Annotated in this window: 14 protein-coding genes; 5 read left to right on the forward strand and 9 right to left on the reverse strand. The window is 55.6% G+C overall.

Translation table 11 applies throughout. The features are described 5' to 3' along the window. Positions 1-68 precede the first annotated feature (68 nt). The 5 genes from cysK to JUE30_RS02565 all read right to left on the reverse strand — a co-directional run bounded on the left by cysK (position 69) and on the right by JUE30_RS02565 (position 5,327). Positions 69-986, reverse strand: a complete 918-nt coding sequence (gene cysK / locus JUE30_RS02545) for a cysteine synthase A (RefSeq protein WP_203623486.1) — start codon at positions 984-986, stop codon at positions 69-71. Next, entirely contained in the window at positions 983-1,798 is an 816-nt protein-coding gene (locus JUE30_RS02550; protein WP_203623487.1) for a homoserine O-succinyltransferase, read from the reverse strand. Before JUE30_RS02550 ends, cysK begins: the two co-directional genes overlap by 4 nt. Before the next feature lie 150 nt (positions 1,799-1,948). After that, the gene (locus JUE30_RS02555) at positions 1,949-4,015 is read right to left on the reverse strand and encodes a heavy metal translocating P-type ATPase (protein ID WP_374706446.1); all 2,067 of its coding nucleotides are present in this window, start codon (positions 4,013-4,015) and stop codon (positions 1,949-1,951) included. 101 nt (positions 4,016-4,116) lie between these two features. Then, positions 4,117-4,572: a CopY/TcrY family copper transport repressor gene (locus JUE30_RS02560; RefSeq protein WP_203623488.1), complete on the reverse strand. Its 456-nt coding sequence runs from the start codon at positions 4,570-4,572 to the stop codon at positions 4,117-4,119. Positions 4,573-4,934: 362 nt separating this feature from the next. Beyond that, positions 4,935-5,327 carry a hypothetical protein gene (locus JUE30_RS02565; protein ID WP_203623489.1) on the reverse strand — a complete coding sequence of 131 codons (393 nt, stop codon included), beginning with the start codon at positions 5,325-5,327 and terminating at the stop codon, positions 4,935-4,937. A gap of 1,178 nt (positions 5,328-6,505) precedes the next feature. Here JUE30_RS02565 and fba point away from each other — a divergent pair. Next, a complete protein-coding gene (gene fba, locus JUE30_RS02570; RefSeq protein WP_203623490.1) occupies positions 6,506-7,390 on the forward strand; it encodes a class II fructose-1,6-bisphosphate aldolase in 885 nt (294 codons plus the stop codon). Positions 7,391-7,568: 178 nt separating this feature from the next. On the opposite strand, the gene JUE30_RS02575 is transcribed toward fba, so the two are convergent. The 3 genes from JUE30_RS02575 to JUE30_RS02585 all read right to left on the reverse strand — a co-directional run bounded on the left by JUE30_RS02575 (position 7,569) and on the right by JUE30_RS02585 (position 8,689). Next, the gene (locus tag JUE30_RS02575) at positions 7,569-7,799 is read right to left on the reverse strand and encodes a hypothetical protein (RefSeq protein WP_125758247.1); all 231 of its coding nucleotides are present in this window, start codon (positions 7,797-7,799) and stop codon (positions 7,569-7,571) included. Positions 7,800-7,837: 38 nt separating this feature from the next. Next, a complete protein-coding gene (locus tag JUE30_RS02580; RefSeq protein WP_203623491.1) occupies positions 7,838-8,047 on the reverse strand; it encodes a hypothetical protein in 210 nt (69 codons plus the stop codon). An 84-nt stretch (positions 8,048-8,131) separates the two neighbouring features. After that, complete coding sequence (locus tag JUE30_RS02585; protein WP_203623492.1) at positions 8,132-8,689, reverse strand: sigma-70 family RNA polymerase sigma factor; 558 nt, start codon at positions 8,687-8,689, stop codon at positions 8,132-8,134. A gap of 387 nt (positions 8,690-9,076) precedes the next feature. On the opposite strand from JUE30_RS02585, the gene JUE30_RS02590 reads away from it, so the two are divergent. The 4 genes from JUE30_RS02590 to JUE30_RS02605 all read left to right on the forward strand — a co-directional run bounded on the left by JUE30_RS02590 (position 9,077) and on the right by JUE30_RS02605 (position 15,467). Next, entirely contained in the window at positions 9,077-9,901 is an 825-nt protein-coding gene (locus JUE30_RS02590; RefSeq protein WP_203623493.1) for a competence protein ComK, read from the forward strand. Positions 9,902-10,112: 211 nt separating this feature from the next. After that, positions 10,113-11,561 carry an ABC transporter substrate-binding protein/permease gene (locus JUE30_RS02595; protein ID WP_203623498.1) on the forward strand — a complete coding sequence of 483 codons (1,449 nt, stop codon included), beginning with the start codon at positions 10,113-10,115 and terminating at the stop codon, positions 11,559-11,561. A 110-nt stretch (positions 11,562-11,671) separates the two neighbouring features. Beyond that, the gene (locus tag JUE30_RS02600; RefSeq protein ID WP_203623494.1) at positions 11,672-13,195 is read left to right on the forward strand and encodes a hypothetical protein; all 1,524 of its coding nucleotides are present in this window, start codon (positions 11,672-11,674) and stop codon (positions 13,193-13,195) included. After that, a complete protein-coding gene (locus JUE30_RS02605) occupies positions 13,176-15,467 on the forward strand; it encodes an MBG domain-containing protein (RefSeq protein ID WP_203623495.1) in 2,292 nt (763 codons plus the stop codon). The genes JUE30_RS02600 and JUE30_RS02605 overlap by 20 nt, the downstream gene beginning before the upstream one ends. 95 nt (positions 15,468-15,562) lie before the next feature. On the opposite strand, the gene JUE30_RS02610 is transcribed toward JUE30_RS02605, so the two are convergent. Beyond that, positions 15,563-16,054 carry an AP2 domain-containing protein gene (locus JUE30_RS02610; protein WP_203623496.1) on the reverse strand — a complete coding sequence of 164 codons (492 nt, stop codon included), beginning with the start codon at positions 16,052-16,054 and terminating at the stop codon, positions 15,563-15,565. Positions 16,055-17,741 lie beyond the last annotated feature (1,687 nt).

The following is a 17,741-nucleotide window of genomic DNA, read 5'->3' on the forward strand; positions in this document are numbered from 1 at the left end:
AAACCAATAAAAAATCAGGATTCTCCAGTAAGACACGGGAGAGTCCTGATTTTTTGGCTCAAATAAGATTAAAACTTGAACAGGTCGGTCGACAAATACCGCTCGCCGTTATCCGGCACCACGGTGACCACGGTCTTGCCCGCGCCCAGCTTCTTGGCCAGCTCAATGGCGCCAAAAATGTTCGCGCCAGCGGAAATGCCAGGCAGGAACCCTTCCTCGCGGCTGACCTGCTTGGCCATCGCGAAGGCTTGGTCAGAAGTGACCTCCACCACATCCTGGTACAAGCTGGTGTCCAAAACGGCTGGGACAAATCCGGCGGAAATGCCTTGAATCTTGTGCTTGCCGCCGTGGCCGTCCTTGAGCACGGGACTTTCGGCCGCCTCCAGCGCGTAAATCTGCACGGCTGAGTTAGCCTTCTTCAGGGCCCGACCGACCCCGGTCAGTGTGCCGCCGGTGCCGACGCCCGCAACGAACGCGTCCGGCGTCTTACCGCCGAAGTCCGCGATGATCTCCTCGCCGGTCGTTTTCTCGTGAATGTCGGGGTTGGCCGGGTTGTCGAACTGACTTGGCATGAAGTAGCCATGTGCCTGCGCCAGTGCTTTGGCCTTCTGGATTGCGCCAGGCATGCCATCGGCGCCCGGCGTCAGAATCAGCTCGGTACCGTAGCCCTGGATCAGCGCACGGCGCTCAATGCTCATGCTGTCAGGCATCACAATAATCATGTGGTAGCCCTTGGCCGCGGCGACCATCGACAGGCCGATGCCGGTATTGCCAGACGTGGCCTCAATCAGCGTGCCACCTGGCTTGAGCGCGCCGCTGCGCTCGGCGGCTTCGATCATGGACAGCCCGATGCGGTCCTTCACGGAGCCGCCGGGGTTGAAGAACTCCAGCTTGACGTAAACGTCCGCGGCGCCGGCTGGCACCACGTGATTCAGCTTGACCATCGGAGTCTTGCCAATCAATTCCGTAATGTTGTTTGCAATCATAAAATGCGCTCCTTTTCTTGTTGTTCCTTCGCCACACGCGCCACCCACTGGTCGAAAAAGACGTGCTGGGTCTGTTCCCATTTAAACTGTGGCCCACTCATGGTCGCGGGATCCGCAAAGTAATTCTCGGGCTTACGGTAGAACCGATCCGGATGCGCCGCGACCTCACGCTGGTACTCGTGCAGTAACCCTTTTTGCCCGTACTCCAGGTGGGCAAACATGAAGGTCTGTCGCGCCTGACGGTTGCCCGCCAAAAACAGTGCGCCGGCCGTGGTCGTGGCCTCCAGCCGCAGCCGCGGATCCGCCTCGATCTGGGCGCGGTCCATTTCGGCGTAGCGCGCATGCGCCGCATAAAAGCCTTCAGGTAGGCCCTGAAGCAAGCTCGATGGCGCGATTAGGTGGTGCGGATACACGCCGAACAGCTTGTGGGGCAGCATGTGTTTCTTAATGCCGTAAAAATGATCCAGCGCGGCCATCCCGCCCCAGCACAAGTACAGCTGAGTCACTCGTCGTGCCGCCAGGACGTCCATCAGCGCCCGCGCCTCGTCGATGTATGTCACGTAATCGAAAGCGAACTTCTCGATTGGGGCTCCGGTGATGATGAACCCGTCCATCCGAGCCGCGGCGGCCAGATCCAGCGGCGCTAGAATGCGGCTGACGTCAGCCGGTACGCCGCCAGGGTAGTGTGTTTTAGGGTAGTAGAAATGCAGCTCGACCGGCACGCCGGCATGCGTCAGCACCTTGGTAAAACGCGCATTAGTTTCGGCTTTGTCGTGCATGACATTCAGAATTCCGATTTTCAGCGGTTGCATACCCCGCCCCCTTTCGTAGCCTTACAGTCTACCTGACTGGCCGAAAAAAACAAGATAATTTTGTAATCGCTTACTCGCCCATCTTATCGCATCGAGACCCAAAAAATCCGGCAGGCCGCTTGGCCGTGCCGGATCTTCAAAACTGCAAGATTAAAGTTTCAAGCTCATCGCGTTCAGTGCCACGATCACCGTGGACGCGGACATGACCAGCGCACCGACCGCCGGGCTTAAAATAATCCCGATCCCGGCCAAGACGCCGGCCGCCAGCGGCAGCGCCAGAATGTTGTAACCAGCGCCCCACCAGAGGTTCTGAATCATCTTGCGGGTCGTGACGCGACCCAGATGCAGGAACGTCAGGATGTCCTGCGGGTCACTTTTAACCAGCACGACATCCGCTGAATCGATGGCGACATCCGTGCCGGCGCCAATCGCGATGCCAATCTCTGCTCGAGCCAGGGCCGGCGCGTCGTTCACGCCGTCGCCGACCATCGCGACCTTGTGCCCCTGACTCTGATACTGCCGCACGATTTTGGCCTTGTCCTCCGGCTTCAGCTCGGCGTGAACCTGAATGTCGCCCAAGCGATGCGCCACCACGGCCGCGGCCGCCTGGTTGTCCCCGGTCAGCATCACCGGTTCAATGCCTTGCGCGCGCAGCCCGTCGATCAGTGCCTGCGCATCCGGCTTGATTTCATCTCCCTGTGCAATCAGTCCAAGTACGGTCTGACCCGCCAGCAAAAATGAAATCGAGTTGCCGGCTGAGGCAAGCTTGTCGAACGCATCCAAATCGTAGCCGATGCCGTGCTCGCTCAAGTAGTTGGCGGTAACGATGGCATATTCGGTGCCGTCGACCGTGCCTTGCAGCCCGACGCCTTGCAGCGTCTGCACATTCTCGGCCGCCGGGGTCTTAACCTTGCGTGCCTTGGCTTCAGCGAGAATGCCGGTGGCCAGCGGGTGACTTGAGCCAGCTTCGAGGGCCGCAAACAGTCCCAGTACTGTGTTCTCGTCTGCGCTGTCAGTGAAGGACTCAACCGCGTTGACCTTGAACGTGCCTTCGGTCAACGTGCCGGTTTTGTCCATCAGCATGGTGTCGATTTTACCGGCGGTTTCCAGCGCCTGGCGGTTGCGAACCAGCAGACCCCGGCCAGCGGCCAGACTTGTCGAGCGCGCCACGACCAGCGGAATCGCCAAGCCCAGCGCGTGAGGGCAAGCGATGACCAGCACCGTCACCAGCCGGTTGAGCCCCGTGTCTAGGCCGGCGATCCCAGTCCAAACGAAGAATGAAATCAGCCCAATCAACAGCGCCGCGTAGAACAGGTAGCGCGACACGACGTCTGCCATCGTCTCGGCGCGCGACTTGTCGGCCTGCGCGTCGGCCACCAGCTTGGCGACCTGCGCCAGGTAGCCCGATTCGCCGGTCCCGGTGACTTGGACGGTGAGCGTCCCATTGCCGTTGACCGCGCCGCCAATCACCTGGTCGCCGACGTGTTTTTCAATGGCCTTGGCCTCACCAGTGACCAGCGCCTCGTTGACCGCGCTAGTTCCGGCCTTAACAATCCCGTCAGCCGGAATCTTTTCCCCGGCCTGCACGAGCACCGAAGCGCCTTCTTGCAGCTTAGCCAGCGCGATGTCAGCCGTGGTCCCGTCCGCCTGCAGCATATGCGCTGAGCCTGGCAGCAGCGCCGCCATTTTCGACATCACGTCGCCAGCGTTCATCACCGCATTCATTTCGATCCAGTGACCCAGCAGCATAATGACGATCAGGCTGGCGAGCTCCCAGAAGAAGTCCATCGTGTGCGCGCCTGGGCTCACGAAGTGGTTCATCACGAAGGCGTACACACTGTAGAGGTAAGCAACGCTGATGCCCATTGCAATCAGGGTCATCATCGCTGGTGCCTTGTCCTTGAGCTCCCCTTTAGCGCCGCTCAGAAACGGCTGCCCGCCGTAAAAGTACAGGAAGGTCGACAGCGCGAGCACCAGCCAGTCGGAGCCCGGAAAAGTGAACTGGAACGGCAGGTGCAAGCCCATGAATGGGGACAGCACGAACACTGGAATCGCTGCGACCAGCGACAGCCAGAATTTCTGCTTGAAGGCGCCCATGTTCATGTGGCCCATGCCTGGCATATCCATGTCCATGTCATCCATGTCCATTCCTGCCATATCCGCATCTTCAGCCATGTTCATGTCACTCATGTCGTCCATGTCAGTCCCATGGCTCATCGTGGCTTCTGCAGCGTGCTTGGCGTTGTGGTGAGCCGCCGAAGCAGCCTGGTGGTCGGTGGTCTCAATCTTTTTCGCAGTTTCTTTCAAGGTAGTTCCTCCTAACAGTCGCAGTCAGCATTGGGGGTCGCATTCGGGTTCGGCGGCAAGCAGTCGCACGGAACCTTCTCCGGCGCCGTCTTCGCTTTTGCAGCCAAAATGTCTTGAAGGCGGGCAATGTCTTTTGCCGCCAGTGGCGTCTTTTCGATCAAATTGGCCAGCGTCTCGCCCTTCTTCATCGCGCACAGGTGGGCAAATAGCTCCGTGACAGTTTCGTCCATCGCCTCGGCTTCTTCAACCGTGGCGTGGTAGACAAACTTGCGGCCTTCTTTGGTCGTGGCCAACAGGCCTTTTTTGACCAGCCGACCCAGCAGCGTCTTGATGGTCGAATCCGACCAGTCGCGCTTGCGCTGAAGCAGCGTAAGCAGCTCGCTCGTCTGCACACTGCCCTTGGTCCAAACAATGCGCATCAAGTCCCACTCGCTCGGCGTGATTTCGTCTATTTTTGTGTCCATCATATTTGCTCCCTTACGTCTACATTTGTAAACCTTAATTTCAGTATAGCACTTCGTTTACATCTGTCAACGAAAACAAGTAAAAGGCAACGAATAAAGACCCCGTCATTACCGACTTGCCGGTAGTGGTGGAAACCTCTTGATCCGTGTCATTCAGTTGGAACATGCTGGACTGGTTTGCTTCACACTTGCGCCGAATACCCGCTGCACCAAGCAGCGAGACTGCCAGTGCGCCCCCAAGTGTGACTGCACGCGCATTGTCATTCCCAGTTTCAGAAAGCGTCGACACCTTACGACGGTTGCAAGCCGCACCTGTTTTGACCGCATTTCCATCCGTTTGCTTCTACAGCGGGCTCCTTGGCTAGTTAGCGCGCCGGCAGGGCACTGCCGACCGTCACCATGACCGGCTTGACTTGTTGAGGCGCCATCATCAGGTACCCGTGGTTGAGTCTCGGTATCAGAGTCAGGTTTCTCACCAGTTGACAGTTTGTCAGTGTGATCATCCTGTTTAACCGATGCTTATCGGTCGGATGTTCGGACTGAGTGCCCGGATTGGGCCCTGGCGGTTTACCTTTGGCCATGTTGTCGTAATAGTCGCTTGCACTCACCGATGGCGGATTATCTAACACCTGGCCTACAGGAAGCAGATCAACGGGCACCTCAATCGTTGCTGGCGTATCTGCTGGATCACTGACAAACGCCTGCAGGACAGCCTTAATTGATTGGCCGGCTGGGATGGCTCTACTATCGGTGGTCAAACCGTTAAATTCGGTCTCTGCACGCCAGCCAGCGGTGCCTGAGCTAACGGTATACTGAACGCCGTAATCGGGATGAATCGTGTACGAGGGCGAGAAAAAGACACAGGTGTGCCTGCACCAATTGTTTCGTTTAAATCCTTAGCATTCAGTGGCTGGATCGTGGTCACCTTGGTTGCGGCTTCGTGCGTACTGATCACGTGGAACACTGGGTTAGTAGGCCAAAAAATGGCGTAATTGGGATACTTGGCCGCGATTCTCGCCTGGAGGGCCTGGGTATTAGCGCAGTTGATGGTCAGGCCACGCTGCCAAGTGGCCCCGTCAGTAGTCCCAACGTTTCGTTTACTCAAAACCTCAGACATTTAATCGTTCGCCCACGAATCTGGCATTTCGACGATGAAAGCCGGCCGACTAGCAGCTGCTGCTGCACCGGTCAGTTGTAGTTGCCAAATCGCGTTTTGATACTTGTCAAACCCAATCACTCTGAAAGAGACAGAAGCTTCACGTTTTTCCGTCTGAACAACCGACGCATCCCCTTTGAGCCCAGCAACTTTGACCGCTTGACCCCTGCCCCCCAACTGTCCCGAGTACAAGGCTCAACACCGTAGTGGTGGCTTAAAACATTGTTTTCCTCGATTTGTAGATCATATAATACCACCCCGCATCGCGCAGCCTTGCCATTAAATCTGTCCGTTCTACTTGTTTCATTGATGTTCGCCCTTCCCCTTAGGAAGGCCGTCATTATAGCCAATATCCCGACAGTTTCATGTTTGATACAAGTAGAATAATTGGGATTATCTAATAAGCTAATGGATTATTAGAGCTTTATAATTATAGAGTTGGGATCAATAGTGAGAACCAGCTTTGAATTGGAATTAAGTAAAGAATTCAGAGCACTAGTTTCTTCACTTTCTCTGATATTTTTATTTCCTACAAACAATGTTTCTGATTAGTCACGCGCATGTCAGTAGGGTGGCAAGCGGTCAACCCGCTGATGAGTGCGCTTATTTGTGACAAATCGAGCCAAGCCGCACGTCAATGAAAACAAGCAAGGTGCTGTACGCCTGACTAACTACATTCGGTTGAAAGGGCCAGTAAATGGCAATCGTCATCCGTGAAAATCTATGTTACACTTAAGGCGTTAAAAATCTTGTTTTTCAAAAATAGGAGGAATTACACTTATGCCATTTGTACGCGGCACAGAATTGTTCCAAGCTGCTCGTAAGGGTCACTATGCTATTGGTGCGTTCAACACTAACAACCTCGAATGGACTCGCGCTTTGCTTCAAGGCGCCCAGGATCTCAATGTTCCGATCCTGATCCAAACATCCATGGGGGCTGCTAAGTACATGGGCGGCTACAAGCTTTGCAAGGCTTTGATCGAGCTTGAAGCTGAGTCCATGAACATCACCGTTCCGGTTGTTATTCACCTGGATCACGGTGACTTCGAAGCTGCTAAGGAAGCTATTGCTGCCGGCTACAACTCCGTTATGTTCGACGGCCACGACCTGCCATTCGACGAGAACCTTGCGAAGACCAAGGAAATCGTTAAGTTGGCTCACGCCAAGGGCATTTCCGTTGAAGCCGAAGTTGGTTCAATCGGCGGTGAAGAAGACGGCGTGATCGGCGAAGGCGAACTTGCTTCCGTTGAAGAAGCCAAGACCCTTGCCGCAACTGGCATCGACTTCATGGCTGCCGGCATCGGCAACATTCACGGCAAGTACCCTTCAAACTGGAAGGGCCTGCACTTCGACCGTCTGCAAGAAATCGCTGACGCCGTTGACCTGCCACTGGTTCTTCACGGTGGTTCAGGCATCCCTCAGGACCAGGTTGAAAAGGCCATCTCCATGGGGATCGCTAAGCTCAACATCAACACCGAATGCCAGCTGGCCTTTGCTAAGGCAACTCGCGAATACATCCTTGCCAACAAGGATCAGGAAGGCAAGGGCTATGACCCTCGCAAGCTCCTGGCCCCAGGCACCAAGGCAATCACCGACACCTTCAAGGAAATCTCCGGCTGGATGGGTACCCGCCCAGTCAAGATGGTCCCAGAAGAAATCAAGTAATTCAGCGCTTTTGCGTATTAAGCACTCTGCCCTCGCGGCAGGGTGCTTTTTTTGTCGCACAACGCAAAAAAAGGCGGCCCGATTGCTCGGGTCGCCCGGTGCATCGAACGACCGTGATTCGTCAGTGCCACGGTTGTTAGATTTCACGGATTCATTCGCTGGGGGAAAAGCTATTCAGTTACAGTTCAGGTAGTGTCGTAAACAGCGAGTCGGTCTGCGTGTAGCGCACGCTGGCTTCGATAAACTTCTCGTAGTAGTTGGTGTCGTTGAGGCCAAAAATCTGCAGTTTCTGCAGTGCAGCTGCCAGCTCCTCGGCAAACGCGCTGTCCGGCGCGGTGGCCAAGTTACTCAGGGTGAACGTGTGCCGGTGAGCATCGGCGTCATTGTAGCTCAGTAGTAATTGATACATGTGCTTACCTCCTTTCTCTCAGACTGTCAGCTGTCGCCTTACTCGACGACTTCGCTGGTGGTAATCACCTGCAGTGACCCTAACTGATCGGCCGGATTGACCTTGCCGATCAGCTGGGCAAAGGCCATCAGGTTCTCATCGCTCGCATTGGCGCGAATGTTCGCGAACGCGCGCCGCAGCACGTAGTTCGGATTGTCAGGCTGCACATAAGTCAGCGAGATCCGCTGCCGTACGATTTCCTTTGCCATTGTGCCTGCCTCCTTTCTCAAAAAAAGTGGTAAGCCCGCTTCTTGCGGCCTTACATGAATAGAAAGCCGGCACCGGCCAGAAGTTCACAGCGGACTTGCCGCGGCCTCAGCCGCCTTGAGCGTCTGGTACTTGGCGTGGATGCGCCGCAGCACATTGGTCAAGTTGGACTGGCTCAGGCCCAGGTAGGCGCGGGTTTCTGCTCTCGTGAACGCCTGGTCGACCATAGCTTCAAAGACTGCCTGCTCGCGCGGTGTCAGCTGGCTGCGCAGTCGGGCCACCAGCGCGACCTCCGCGTCTTCGTCCAACCACTTTACCAGCCCATCCTGTGGGTCAGTATCGGCTGCTGGTTCCCGGCGCGCGCTGCGTTCATGCACAGCCGGGCGCCGCTGTTCGCGTGTCACAATTTTCAGCAGCCCATAATAGACAAACAAGCCGGCAAGCTTGTTAAATTTGATCCGCTCCGCTTGCGTGCGCACCGGGTCGCGGTAGCGCTGGTAGTAAGCAACGTAGATCAGCATCCCCTCCTCCACCAAATCATCGTAATCGGCCTGACCGGGCCAGACCTGCAACCGGCGCACGGCGGCGTGCACGACCCCCGCGTTGGCCAAGTACAGCTCAAACCCTGTTTCAGCGTTTCGCATCATTAGCAACTCCTTGCACCTAAGTGCTTAGATTTCATTGGCGCCAATGATGAAGCGAGTATATTGACTTTGCTGATGGCGGTACAGGCGGGATCGTCGGCGGGGAAAAGACGGTCAGGTCAGCACTCTCGTCTTGCGGCCGACCCCGCGGCCCCACTTGTCTAGCCTGCCTCAGCACGCCCTATCCCGCCGCAAAAAGGCTGTGATTTCAATAGTAACCACGGCCTTTTGGTACAGCGATGAAACTAAGATGCGCTGATTAAACTAACCCCGCGTGCCGAAGTCAGATTCGTTGACAAAAAGTAAGCCACGTGCATATGATGAGCACACAAGGGAGAACGTTTGTTCTAAACACTATCAGAATCATATTTTTGGGAGGACAAGCTAATGTTGATCATTGAAAAAACCGATGGCAGCCGCCTCACCGCTGCCAGTTTCCATCCCCAAGACTTAGAGGCAGCGGCGGGGGCACTGCCTATTCGCGATGATCTGTTGTTCATCCACACCCTAGTCTTGATCATGCCGTTCACGAACGAAAACACACGCACCATTGCCATCGACGCCGAGACTGGCCCCTATGCAGTGAGCCAGGAAACGCGCGCGCTCACCCGCAAGATGGGCCTGCTGCTGTCGCCGTTTCACGAGGAATTGAACGCAGCCCGTCAGCACATCAAGACGAAAATGGGCATGCACGGCCGCCCGCCGCGCGTCATCGCCTACTTCGGCATGTTTTTCTTTCCCCTGGGACAAAGTGAATCCGGCGGGACAATCTGGATCGCCGGCCACTACCTCAAGACCCTCACCATCATTGAACCGCATGTCGTCCGGGTCGAATTTCAAACTGTCGCAGGCACCGGCTTCACCGTCACCCTGTCCAGTCCCACGCTGCCCAGCGCGCGGCGGCTCAGTCAGCTTCAGGAATTTGCTGCGGCGGTCACGCGGGAGATGCAGCCGACCTTGCGGCAACATTTTGGTGATATTTGCTACGGCGCGCAGTTCTCAGAGCCGCTGCCGGCGAATAATTACGCCCACCTGGATCTGAACGGCGACCCGCTGCCAGACGCCGAGGTGCCCAACCCCATGCGGCGCGAACTCGACCAACTATGGCCTCAGTTGCAGGCGCGGCTGAGGGACGAAGGTCACTACATCGACTTGCCCCAGCTGCGAGCGGAGCTGCTTGATAACCTCCGGCACTATCAGGAAAGCGACTAGCAAAAGAGGCTCGACCGACGGGAAATTCGCGTTGGCCAAGCCTCTCTTAGTTTATCGTAAATTCTGAAGGTCCAATTTCCAATAACCCGAGTGGCTGTTCAATCAGGCTGGATATATATTGAATATTTATCGTATTAAACGTATGATATGGCTATTGCTTCTTTTGGGAAGGGGTACACACATGCACAAACATACTTGGCTCACATTATTAATGACCGGCCTCTTGGTTTGGCTCCTGGCCGCCATCGCCCAGCCGCAGCCCGTCCACGCGGCCACCGACGACTCCCTGGCTCGCATCCAGCAAAAAGGCACCTTGGTGATGGGCAACTCACCGAACTACCCGCCTTACGAGTTCACGACCAACGTGAACGGCAAGGAGCAGGTCGTCGGCATGGACATCGAGATCGGCAAGCAAATCGCGAAGGACCTCGGCGTGAAGCTGGTGGTCAAGCGCATGGACTTCGATTCGCTGCTGGTGGCGCTGGAAACCGGCAAGGTCGACATGATCCTGTCCGGCTTCTCCCCGACCGCCGAGCGCAAGCAGCACGTGGACTTTTCCAACACGTACTACACATCCAAGCAAGACATCATTATCCTCAAAACCGACAAGGGTCTGTACTCGGATCGCAAGTCCTTTAATGATAAGAAAGTCGGCGCGGTGGTCGGCAGCATCGCCTACAACCTGGTCAAGCAGCAGATGCCTGGCGCTAAGGTCGTCGGCATGCAAAATGCGTCCGACCTGGTGCTCGCACTCAAGGCGCACAAAATCGACGGCATCGTGAAGGACTCGGCCTCGGCCGTAGCGTACGCCAACTCCGACCCGACACTCGCGGCCATCGACGGCAAGTTCACCGTGTCCGGCGCCGAATCCGGCAACGCCATCGCGCTGCCGAAGGGCTCGTACGCGTTGCAGGCCGCCATCAACAAAAGCATCGCTAAAATCCATAGGAAGGATCAGATCAACAAGCAGTTCCTGCCTGAGGCGTCCAAGTACATTTCCACCGGCGCTAAAACCCACACCATGTGGCACTACTGGACCTACTTCGCCAAGGGCGTTGAGTACACCGTCGGCATCTCGCTGGTCGCCGTGATCATCGGGGTCTTGCTGGGCTCCGGTCTCGCCTTCGTCCGCTTGGGGCATATCACCTGGCTGAAGCAGCTGGCCAACGCGTACGTCACCTTTGTCCGCGGCACGCCGCTGATGGTCCAGGTCATGTTTATCTACTTCGGCATCGGGACGTTCTACAACGTCTCGGCGGTCGTTGCCGGCACGCTGGCGGTCGGGCTAAACTCGGCGGCCTACGTGTCCGAAGTTTTCCGCGGCGGCATCCAGGCCATCGCCAAGGGCCAAACCGAGGCGGCACGCAGCCTGGGACTCAGCCAGCGCGACACCATGCGCTACGTCGTCTTCCCACAGGCGCTCACCGACATCTGGCCGGCTTTGGGCAACGAGTTCATTTCGCTGATCAAGGAAACCTCGATCGTCTCGATCATCGGCGTGGCGGATCTGATTTACCAGATGCGCATCGTGCAGGCCGACACTTACCGCGGCGTCTTGCCAATCGCCATCGCGATGGTGCTGTACTTCATCATGACCTACAGCCTCACGAAACTCCTCGCCTTTTTGGAGAAGAAAATGCATCACGAAGTCACGGTGTAACACGCCGCGCAGCCTCGGCCTTGGCCGGGGCTTTTTTCGTCTCCTAAGTCAATCAAATGTGCAGTATAATATTCGTAATAGTGGGCATAATTTTTGAGAGGGGTGTACAGATGAACGCGTCAGCACTGTTTAATGCTGAGAACCGGGCCAGTTACCGCATCCTGCAAGCCATCAGTAACGCCTCGAACCAAACCCTCGCCGAAACCACGCTGTCAGAACAATTCGGCCTGACCAAGTACAAGTTGAATAAAGTCTTTGACACGCTCAACGCCGACCTGGTCGCGGTGTCCACTGACACCCCGAGCTACCTCGACGACTTGGAAAAAGGCTACTGGCGCGCCCATCACCTCACCAAGGTGATCCTGCAAAAGCTCCGGCTGATGTACCTGAAGCGCAGCTACGAGTTCACGGTGTTTGAGTACCAGTTCTTCTTTTCCGAGCGCACGCCCAAAAGCAAATACATGAAGGAACACTTCATTTCCAACGCCAAGTTCTACGAGGCCTCGGCTCAGTTGAAAAATGACCTGGCGGATGATTTTCTCTCGCCCCACGAGCCTGCCGACACCGAATTTGCGACGCGGCTGGCGCTTTTCCAGTTTTATTTCGTGGCCTACAACGGCATCGCCAGCCCCTTCAAAGAGCTGGACGAAACCGTCGAGGCGCTGATCCGCACGCTGGAGGCGCAGCTGGACGTGGCACTGCTGCCGACGCAAACTACGAAGCTGCGATTTTTCCTCAAGATCTGGCTGCTGCGGATGATGAACGGCCAGCACATCGAAAAGGTGCTGCCAGGCGCACTCGAGTTGCCTGGGGCCAACGGGCGCCTCGACGGAATTCACAAGATTTTGCCAAAACAGTTCGGGGTCACGTCTGCCGAACTCGACTACCTGTACGCCTTTTTGGCCATTTGGCACTACCTGCCGCCGGCCAGCGAAACCGACTTGATTTCGGCCGCACGGCTGCCCAAGGCGGGGCGGATGACGGATGAATTCCTGGTGCTGGTCCAAAGTCGCCACATTTTGGATGACCCTGGCGAAACCGACTTAAGCCCCCTGCGGCAGGCCTTGTTCGGGCTGCACGTGCAGATGGTCACTTTCTACCTGGCACCGACCACCTTCATCGACGACCAGCAGATTAGTTTTTTTGCGAATCTCTACCCCGGCTTCGATGAGCTGATCCTGACGTTTATCAGTCAGCTGGCCAAGCGCGCCGACCCGGTGCTCAACCGGACGATGGCGGTCAACCTGTACTTTTCCTACATGTTCACGCTGATCAACTACCTGCCGACCGAGGCGCTGCGCGACAAAGTGTACGTGTGCGTCGATTTTGCGCAAGGCCCGATTTACACCGACTACATCTCGCGGACCCTGTCCAGCTTCGACAACGCGTTCATTGTCGTCGAACACCGGCTCTCTAAGCACACCGACGTCTACTTGTCGGACTTTTCTGACCCGACTCTGGCCATTCCCCAGGTCACGTGGGCGAACCCCCCGTCCCCAGCCGATTGGGGCGAGTTGGCGGACTTAACCGTACGCGTGAAACAGGCCAAAATGCAGACAGTCATACCGAAAACGGTGAGTGACCCATTTTCACTGAAGCGAAAGGACGCAAGCGATGACAAAGCTGACTCATAACGCAAATCAAATCGGCGCCGTCCTGATGGGCGCCGCGGCGCTGACCGGCGTCACCCTCGCGGCTCCGGCCATCACGCCAGCAGCCCCGGTCCAAGCGGCAACGCAAGCGACGACCGTGCTGGGCGCGAGCTGGAGTACCCTGGCCAGCACTGCAGATGGCACCCTGGCCTCGCAGCACTTCGTTGGCAGCCAAGTCACGGCAACGGTCAGCGGCACGCACCAGACGCTGGCGACAATCACGCTGGCGGCGGGCGATTTTAGCGTCATCGACGACGATACGGTCGCCGGCACCTACTATGCCAACCTGACGGCTCAAGGCCAAAGCAACCTGGCCGCGGCAGTCAAGGCCGCGATCGGCGATAACAATTACGTTGTGTCCTCAAGCATTCAGGGGGCGCTGGCCGTGAACCCAGCTGGCACTGGCACTGCCGTCATGACTTACGGGTACGTTGACGGCAACCAGGTGATTGCGACGATCCAGCAGCAGCTTGGCCTGCAGTCCGCAGGCACCTACATTGCGCAGCCGCCTGCCGGCTACGCGCTGGCAGCTGGGCAAAGTGACCAAATCCTCTTTAACATGACGTCCCGTATGATGACGGCAACGATTCAGGTCACCGCTCAACAAACCTCGAGCTGCGCCGACTCCAGTCAGTCAAGTGGCGCCAGCGCAGCGGACTCAAGTGCGGCCTCAGTCGCCCAAAGCATTGCCGCAAGCAAGGCAGCCAGTGAGGCAGCCGAGAGCGCTGCGATTTCCGAGGCTAACTCCATTGCCGAAAGCAAGGCAGCGAGCGAAGCAGCGGAGAGCGCCGCAATCTCTGAGGCCAACTCCATTGCCGAAAGTGAAGCAGCAGAGAGTGCTGCGGTCTCTGAGGCTAACTCCATCGCCGAAAGCAAAGCAGCCAGTGAAGCAGCGGAGAGCGCCGCGATTTCCGAGGCCAACTCGATCGCCGCAAGCAGAGCCGCAAGCGAAGCAGCAGAGAGTGCTGCGGTCTCTGAGGCTAACTCCATCGCCGAAAGCAAGGCAGCCAGTGAAGCGGCAGAGAGTGCGTCGATTTCCGAGGCTAACTCCATTGCCCAAAGCAAGGCGGCTAGTGAAGCATCGCAGAGCGCCGCGATTTCCGAGGCTAACTCCATCGCCGAAAGCAAGGCAGCCAGTGAAGCGGCAGAGAGTGCGGCGATTTCCGAGGCTAACTCCATCGCCGAAAGCAAGGCAGCTAGTGAGGCAGCCGAGAGTGCCGCGATTTCTGAGGGCAACTCCATTGCCGCAAGCAAAGCGGCCAGTGAAGCATCCCAGAGCGCCGCAATTTCCGAAGCTAACTCCATTGCCGAAAGCAAGGCGGCTAGTGAAGCAGCGCAGAGCGCCGCAATTTCCGAAGCTAACTCCATTGCCGCAAGCAAAGCGGCCAGTGAAGCATCCCAGAGCGCCGCAATTTCCGAAGCTAACTCCATTGCCGAAAGCAAGGCGGCTAGTGAAGCAGCGCAGAGCGCCGCGATTTCCGAAGCTAACTCCATCGCTGAAAGCAAAGCGGCCAGTGATGCGGCGCAGAGTGCTGCAGCTTCCGAGGCCAAATCAACTGCCGAAAGCAAAGCGCCGAGAGAAGTCCAAAGTGCTGCAGTACTCGGGACCAATCCCCTCGGCAAAACAATCCTTACGGCGAAGCCAACCAAGCCGGCGCCCCGCACAACCAGCCCTAAGGCACCCGTCGTTCAGAATAAGACTGTCACTTCAGCCGCGGCCAAACAAAAGCAGCGGATCACGGTGATTGTTGTCGATGCTGATACTGGCAAACCGCTTCAAACCGATTTGATTGCCGGGGTACCAGGCGAACCGATGACGTTCAATTTTCATGAACTCACGCAGTCACTAGTAGAAGCTGGCTACGCGGTTCTGATCAACCCGGCCACCGATTTAACCCGCTTTCCAGCAGCCGACCAGACGGTGGTCATCACGGTCAAACACGTGATGGCTGCCCCACTTGCTTCGAACCTGCCAAGTGAATACCAGGCGCTGGTGCCAGGACTGGCTGGCGCAAAGAATAACGCGGCCCAGCAGAATCGCCGGACTACTGAACAATCTAGTCAAGCGCAAATCACCAACCTGTTCCAAGGTGAGCGGCTGAACCGGCAAATGGTCTATGCACCATTTTCAATGTCACTTCAGCAGCATCACGGCAACGGTGGGGGCGCACCGGATCCGGCGGCCGGCGCAGCCATGCTGGCGGCTTACTGGGAAAGTCTCTCGGGCGTGATCAACTTCGGCATTCAGTCCTAAGCACAGTAAAGGGCAAATCGCTTCAATCAGCGATTTGCCCTTTTTCGTGTCTCAACAAAAAAGCTGCCAGCGCCGCACTCCCTCCCCGGAGTGTGTCACTGAACGCTTTCTGCCAACTCTTCAGTCGGTTTGCCCAGATATTGGTATTCTGCAGCCTTACGCAAGGCCACCGCTTCATCAAACGTCTGACATGACTTGAGAAGCACATAGCGGCCTTGATACCGGAGCCGCGCAAACCAACGGTTATTGGCCGGATTATAAGAGACACCCACTACACCAGACTTATTGCGCTTGCTTTTGACTAATGAATTCAGCGAAATCCCATCATCATTCGTCAAATCACGCCCATGCGCGTGCTGGTGCGCCCTGAAGGCCGGATTTAACGCCGCGCGTTGCCGAGCGACGTCCCGACGCAAGCACCCACAACTGCGCACTTGGCCTGACCGCAGCCGACACCCGTCGACTGTGACCGTATTACCGCAAGAACACTGGCATTGCCATACCGCATTCCCGTTCTTGGCTGTCCCTGCTCGCTTGAGCACGGTCAGCCGACCAAATTGTTCACCTGAGAGATTTTTCACTCGCATCGTTTTTCCCTCCTCACTCCATGTCTATATTCTAAGGTGGGAAAAGAGGGAACATTCTCCGCGATTTTTTCTATTTTTGCAAAAAACGCGGAGACTCCGGTTTTGTACATCAGATGACGGCGTTTAATACCGATTAATCTCTGTATCGGGTCCTTAACTCACTGGTCTCTAAACAGTGTGAAGGCAACATCAGCCTCAGAAAAGGTTAGTCATCATTTTAAGTTGGTCGACTATTTTGACTGCGTTGAATTAGCTTGAGCCACATTGACCACGGATATGGACAAAGAAGTTTCTCGGCCTTGAGCGTGATCGTTAGTTGGATTTCCTAGTTTAGGCGTGAGAACCTGGGAAGATGCTTATCACTGCCCTCCTCTCTTAATAAGCTTTTCCGCGCATCAAAGAGGTGTTCCCTCAACAGTGAAAGTGGACGCCGCAAGATTTTGATGTGCTCTCCCTAGAATACTGGAAATGATTGTCTTCTTGAAGAGACGTTGCTTAATTGCCGGACAGATCTTCCGCTCTCCAGGCCCGAATGAACCGCTTTAGTCTTTGCTATCGAATCATTTGACCAAGTCGCGGAAAAGTCCAGTTCATTTTGACCATGAGCTTGTTAATCAGGTCTTGGCCCAAAGTGCAGACTTTCACGGTTAGGAGTGGTTAACGCAAGCTTCACCTCAATTTCCAGAATCCGCTTTTTTGGCGGATTTTTGTTTATTCTGACGATACTGCATTTTGGCGACAGATTTCACAAAACAGCTTTTCCTGTCGGATTCCCGCTTGATTTTAGGCAAAATACAAAATCCTGGAAATCGAGACACGAGAAATTTGAATATGGTGCGGAGAATCTTGAAAGGCCAGTACTGACAAGGCTTTAGCGGTTCACGTAAAATATGATTATTTCATATTTTGGCGACGATGACAAAGCTTAATGCTGCAGGGTTTCTGGGCTCTTCCGCGCCAATTTTTTATTGTTCGTGTGTCAAATTCCCAAATTTTGTATTTTGCCTTATTTTTTTGCAATTCCGTTCAAAATTAGTCTCTGACGAATCGGTGAGCTCAAACCTGGAGGCCTTTGATTTTCGTCAAAGCGTTCAAATGATTGGTGCAGGCAATTATTCATTTAGCCGAGAGATTTGCTGAATCGAGTCGAACCCGACTGGGAATCGATATTCGTGTCGTAAACGAGAACACGTGAGAGGTAAAGTGAGCGCTCTGGTCACGACATCCACGCAAGCGGTTGCGCTTTCTCCTATTTACCTTGGAATCAGCATCTAAAACCAACCAACAATGAAACTGTATAAACGAGGAAGCGCTGCAATCCCAAAAGACAATTGCGGTCCTTTTCAGTTTGCAAGACGATCTGCTATTCGTTGCTTACCACTTTTATAAACTCAGAACCAAAAAGAACCGCTCCTCACGCGTTGCGTGAAGAACGGTTCTTTCAAATTCGTCTAATCCGTTAACGATCTGCCTTGCGCTTCCGCTCAACCAAACCTAGAAGACTCATTAGAGAAACACCGAGTAATGCCAAGCCAGTGGCACTTTCGTTACCAGCCCCAGTTTACAATTCAAGTGCAACACCTTAGCGACTAGACCAAAAAGGCCATGAAGACCTATTCTTGTTAGTGCAACCAGACAAGAAAGCAGGAATCTTCATGACCCACTCTCAGATTAACACTCACAAGCA

Origin of the sequence: Lacticaseibacillus sp. 866-1, from assembly GCF_016861825.1 — a bacterium.
In the GTDB taxonomy this organism is placed as follows: Bacteria; Bacillota; Bacilli; order Lactobacillales; family Lactobacillaceae; genus Lacticaseibacillus.

What these genes read in the sequence shown, in the direction of transcription:
- cysK (WP_203623486.1), bottom strand. Translation starts at nt 986, where the DNA reads ATGATTGCAAACAACATTACGGAATTGATTGGCAAGACTCCGATGGTC.
- JUE30_RS02550 (WP_203623487.1), bottom strand. Translation starts at nt 1,798, where the DNA reads ATGCAACCGCTGAAAATCGGAATTCTGAATGTCATGCACGACAAAGCC.
- JUE30_RS02555 (WP_374706446.1), bottom strand. Translation starts at nt 4,015, where the DNA reads ATGAGCCATGGGACTGACATGGACGACATGAGTGACATGAACATGGCT.
- JUE30_RS02560 (WP_203623488.1), bottom strand. Translation starts at nt 4,572, where the DNA reads ATGATGGACACAAAAATAGACGAAATCACGCCGAGCGAGTGGGACTTG.
- fba (WP_203623490.1), top strand. Translation starts at nt 6,506, where the DNA reads ATGCCATTTGTACGCGGCACAGAATTGTTCCAAGCTGCTCGTAAGGGT.
- JUE30_RS02575 (WP_125758247.1), bottom strand. Translation starts at nt 7,799, where the DNA reads ATGTATCAATTACTACTGAGCTACAATGACGCCGATGCTCACCGGCAC.
- JUE30_RS02580 (WP_203623491.1), bottom strand. Translation starts at nt 8,047, where the DNA reads ATGGCAAAGGAAATCGTACGGCAGCGGATCTCGCTGACTTATGTGCAG.
- JUE30_RS02585 (WP_203623492.1), bottom strand. Translation starts at nt 8,689, where the DNA reads ATGCGAAACGCTGAAACAGGGTTTGAGCTGTACTTGGCCAACGCGGGG.
- JUE30_RS02590 (WP_203623493.1), top strand. Translation starts at nt 9,077, where the DNA reads ATGTTGATCATTGAAAAAACCGATGGCAGCCGCCTCACCGCTGCCAGT.
- JUE30_RS02595 (WP_203623498.1), top strand. Translation starts at nt 10,113, where the DNA reads ATGACCGGCCTCTTGGTTTGGCTCCTGGCCGCCATCGCCCAGCCGCAG.
- JUE30_RS02600 (WP_203623494.1), top strand. Translation starts at nt 11,672, where the DNA reads ATGAACGCGTCAGCACTGTTTAATGCTGAGAACCGGGCCAGTTACCGC.
- JUE30_RS02605 (WP_203623495.1), top strand. Translation starts at nt 13,176, where the DNA reads ATGACAAAGCTGACTCATAACGCAAATCAAATCGGCGCCGTCCTGATG.
- JUE30_RS02610 (WP_203623496.1), bottom strand. Translation starts at nt 16,054, where the DNA reads ATGCGAGTGAAAAATCTCTCAGGTGAACAATTTGGTCGGCTGACCGTG.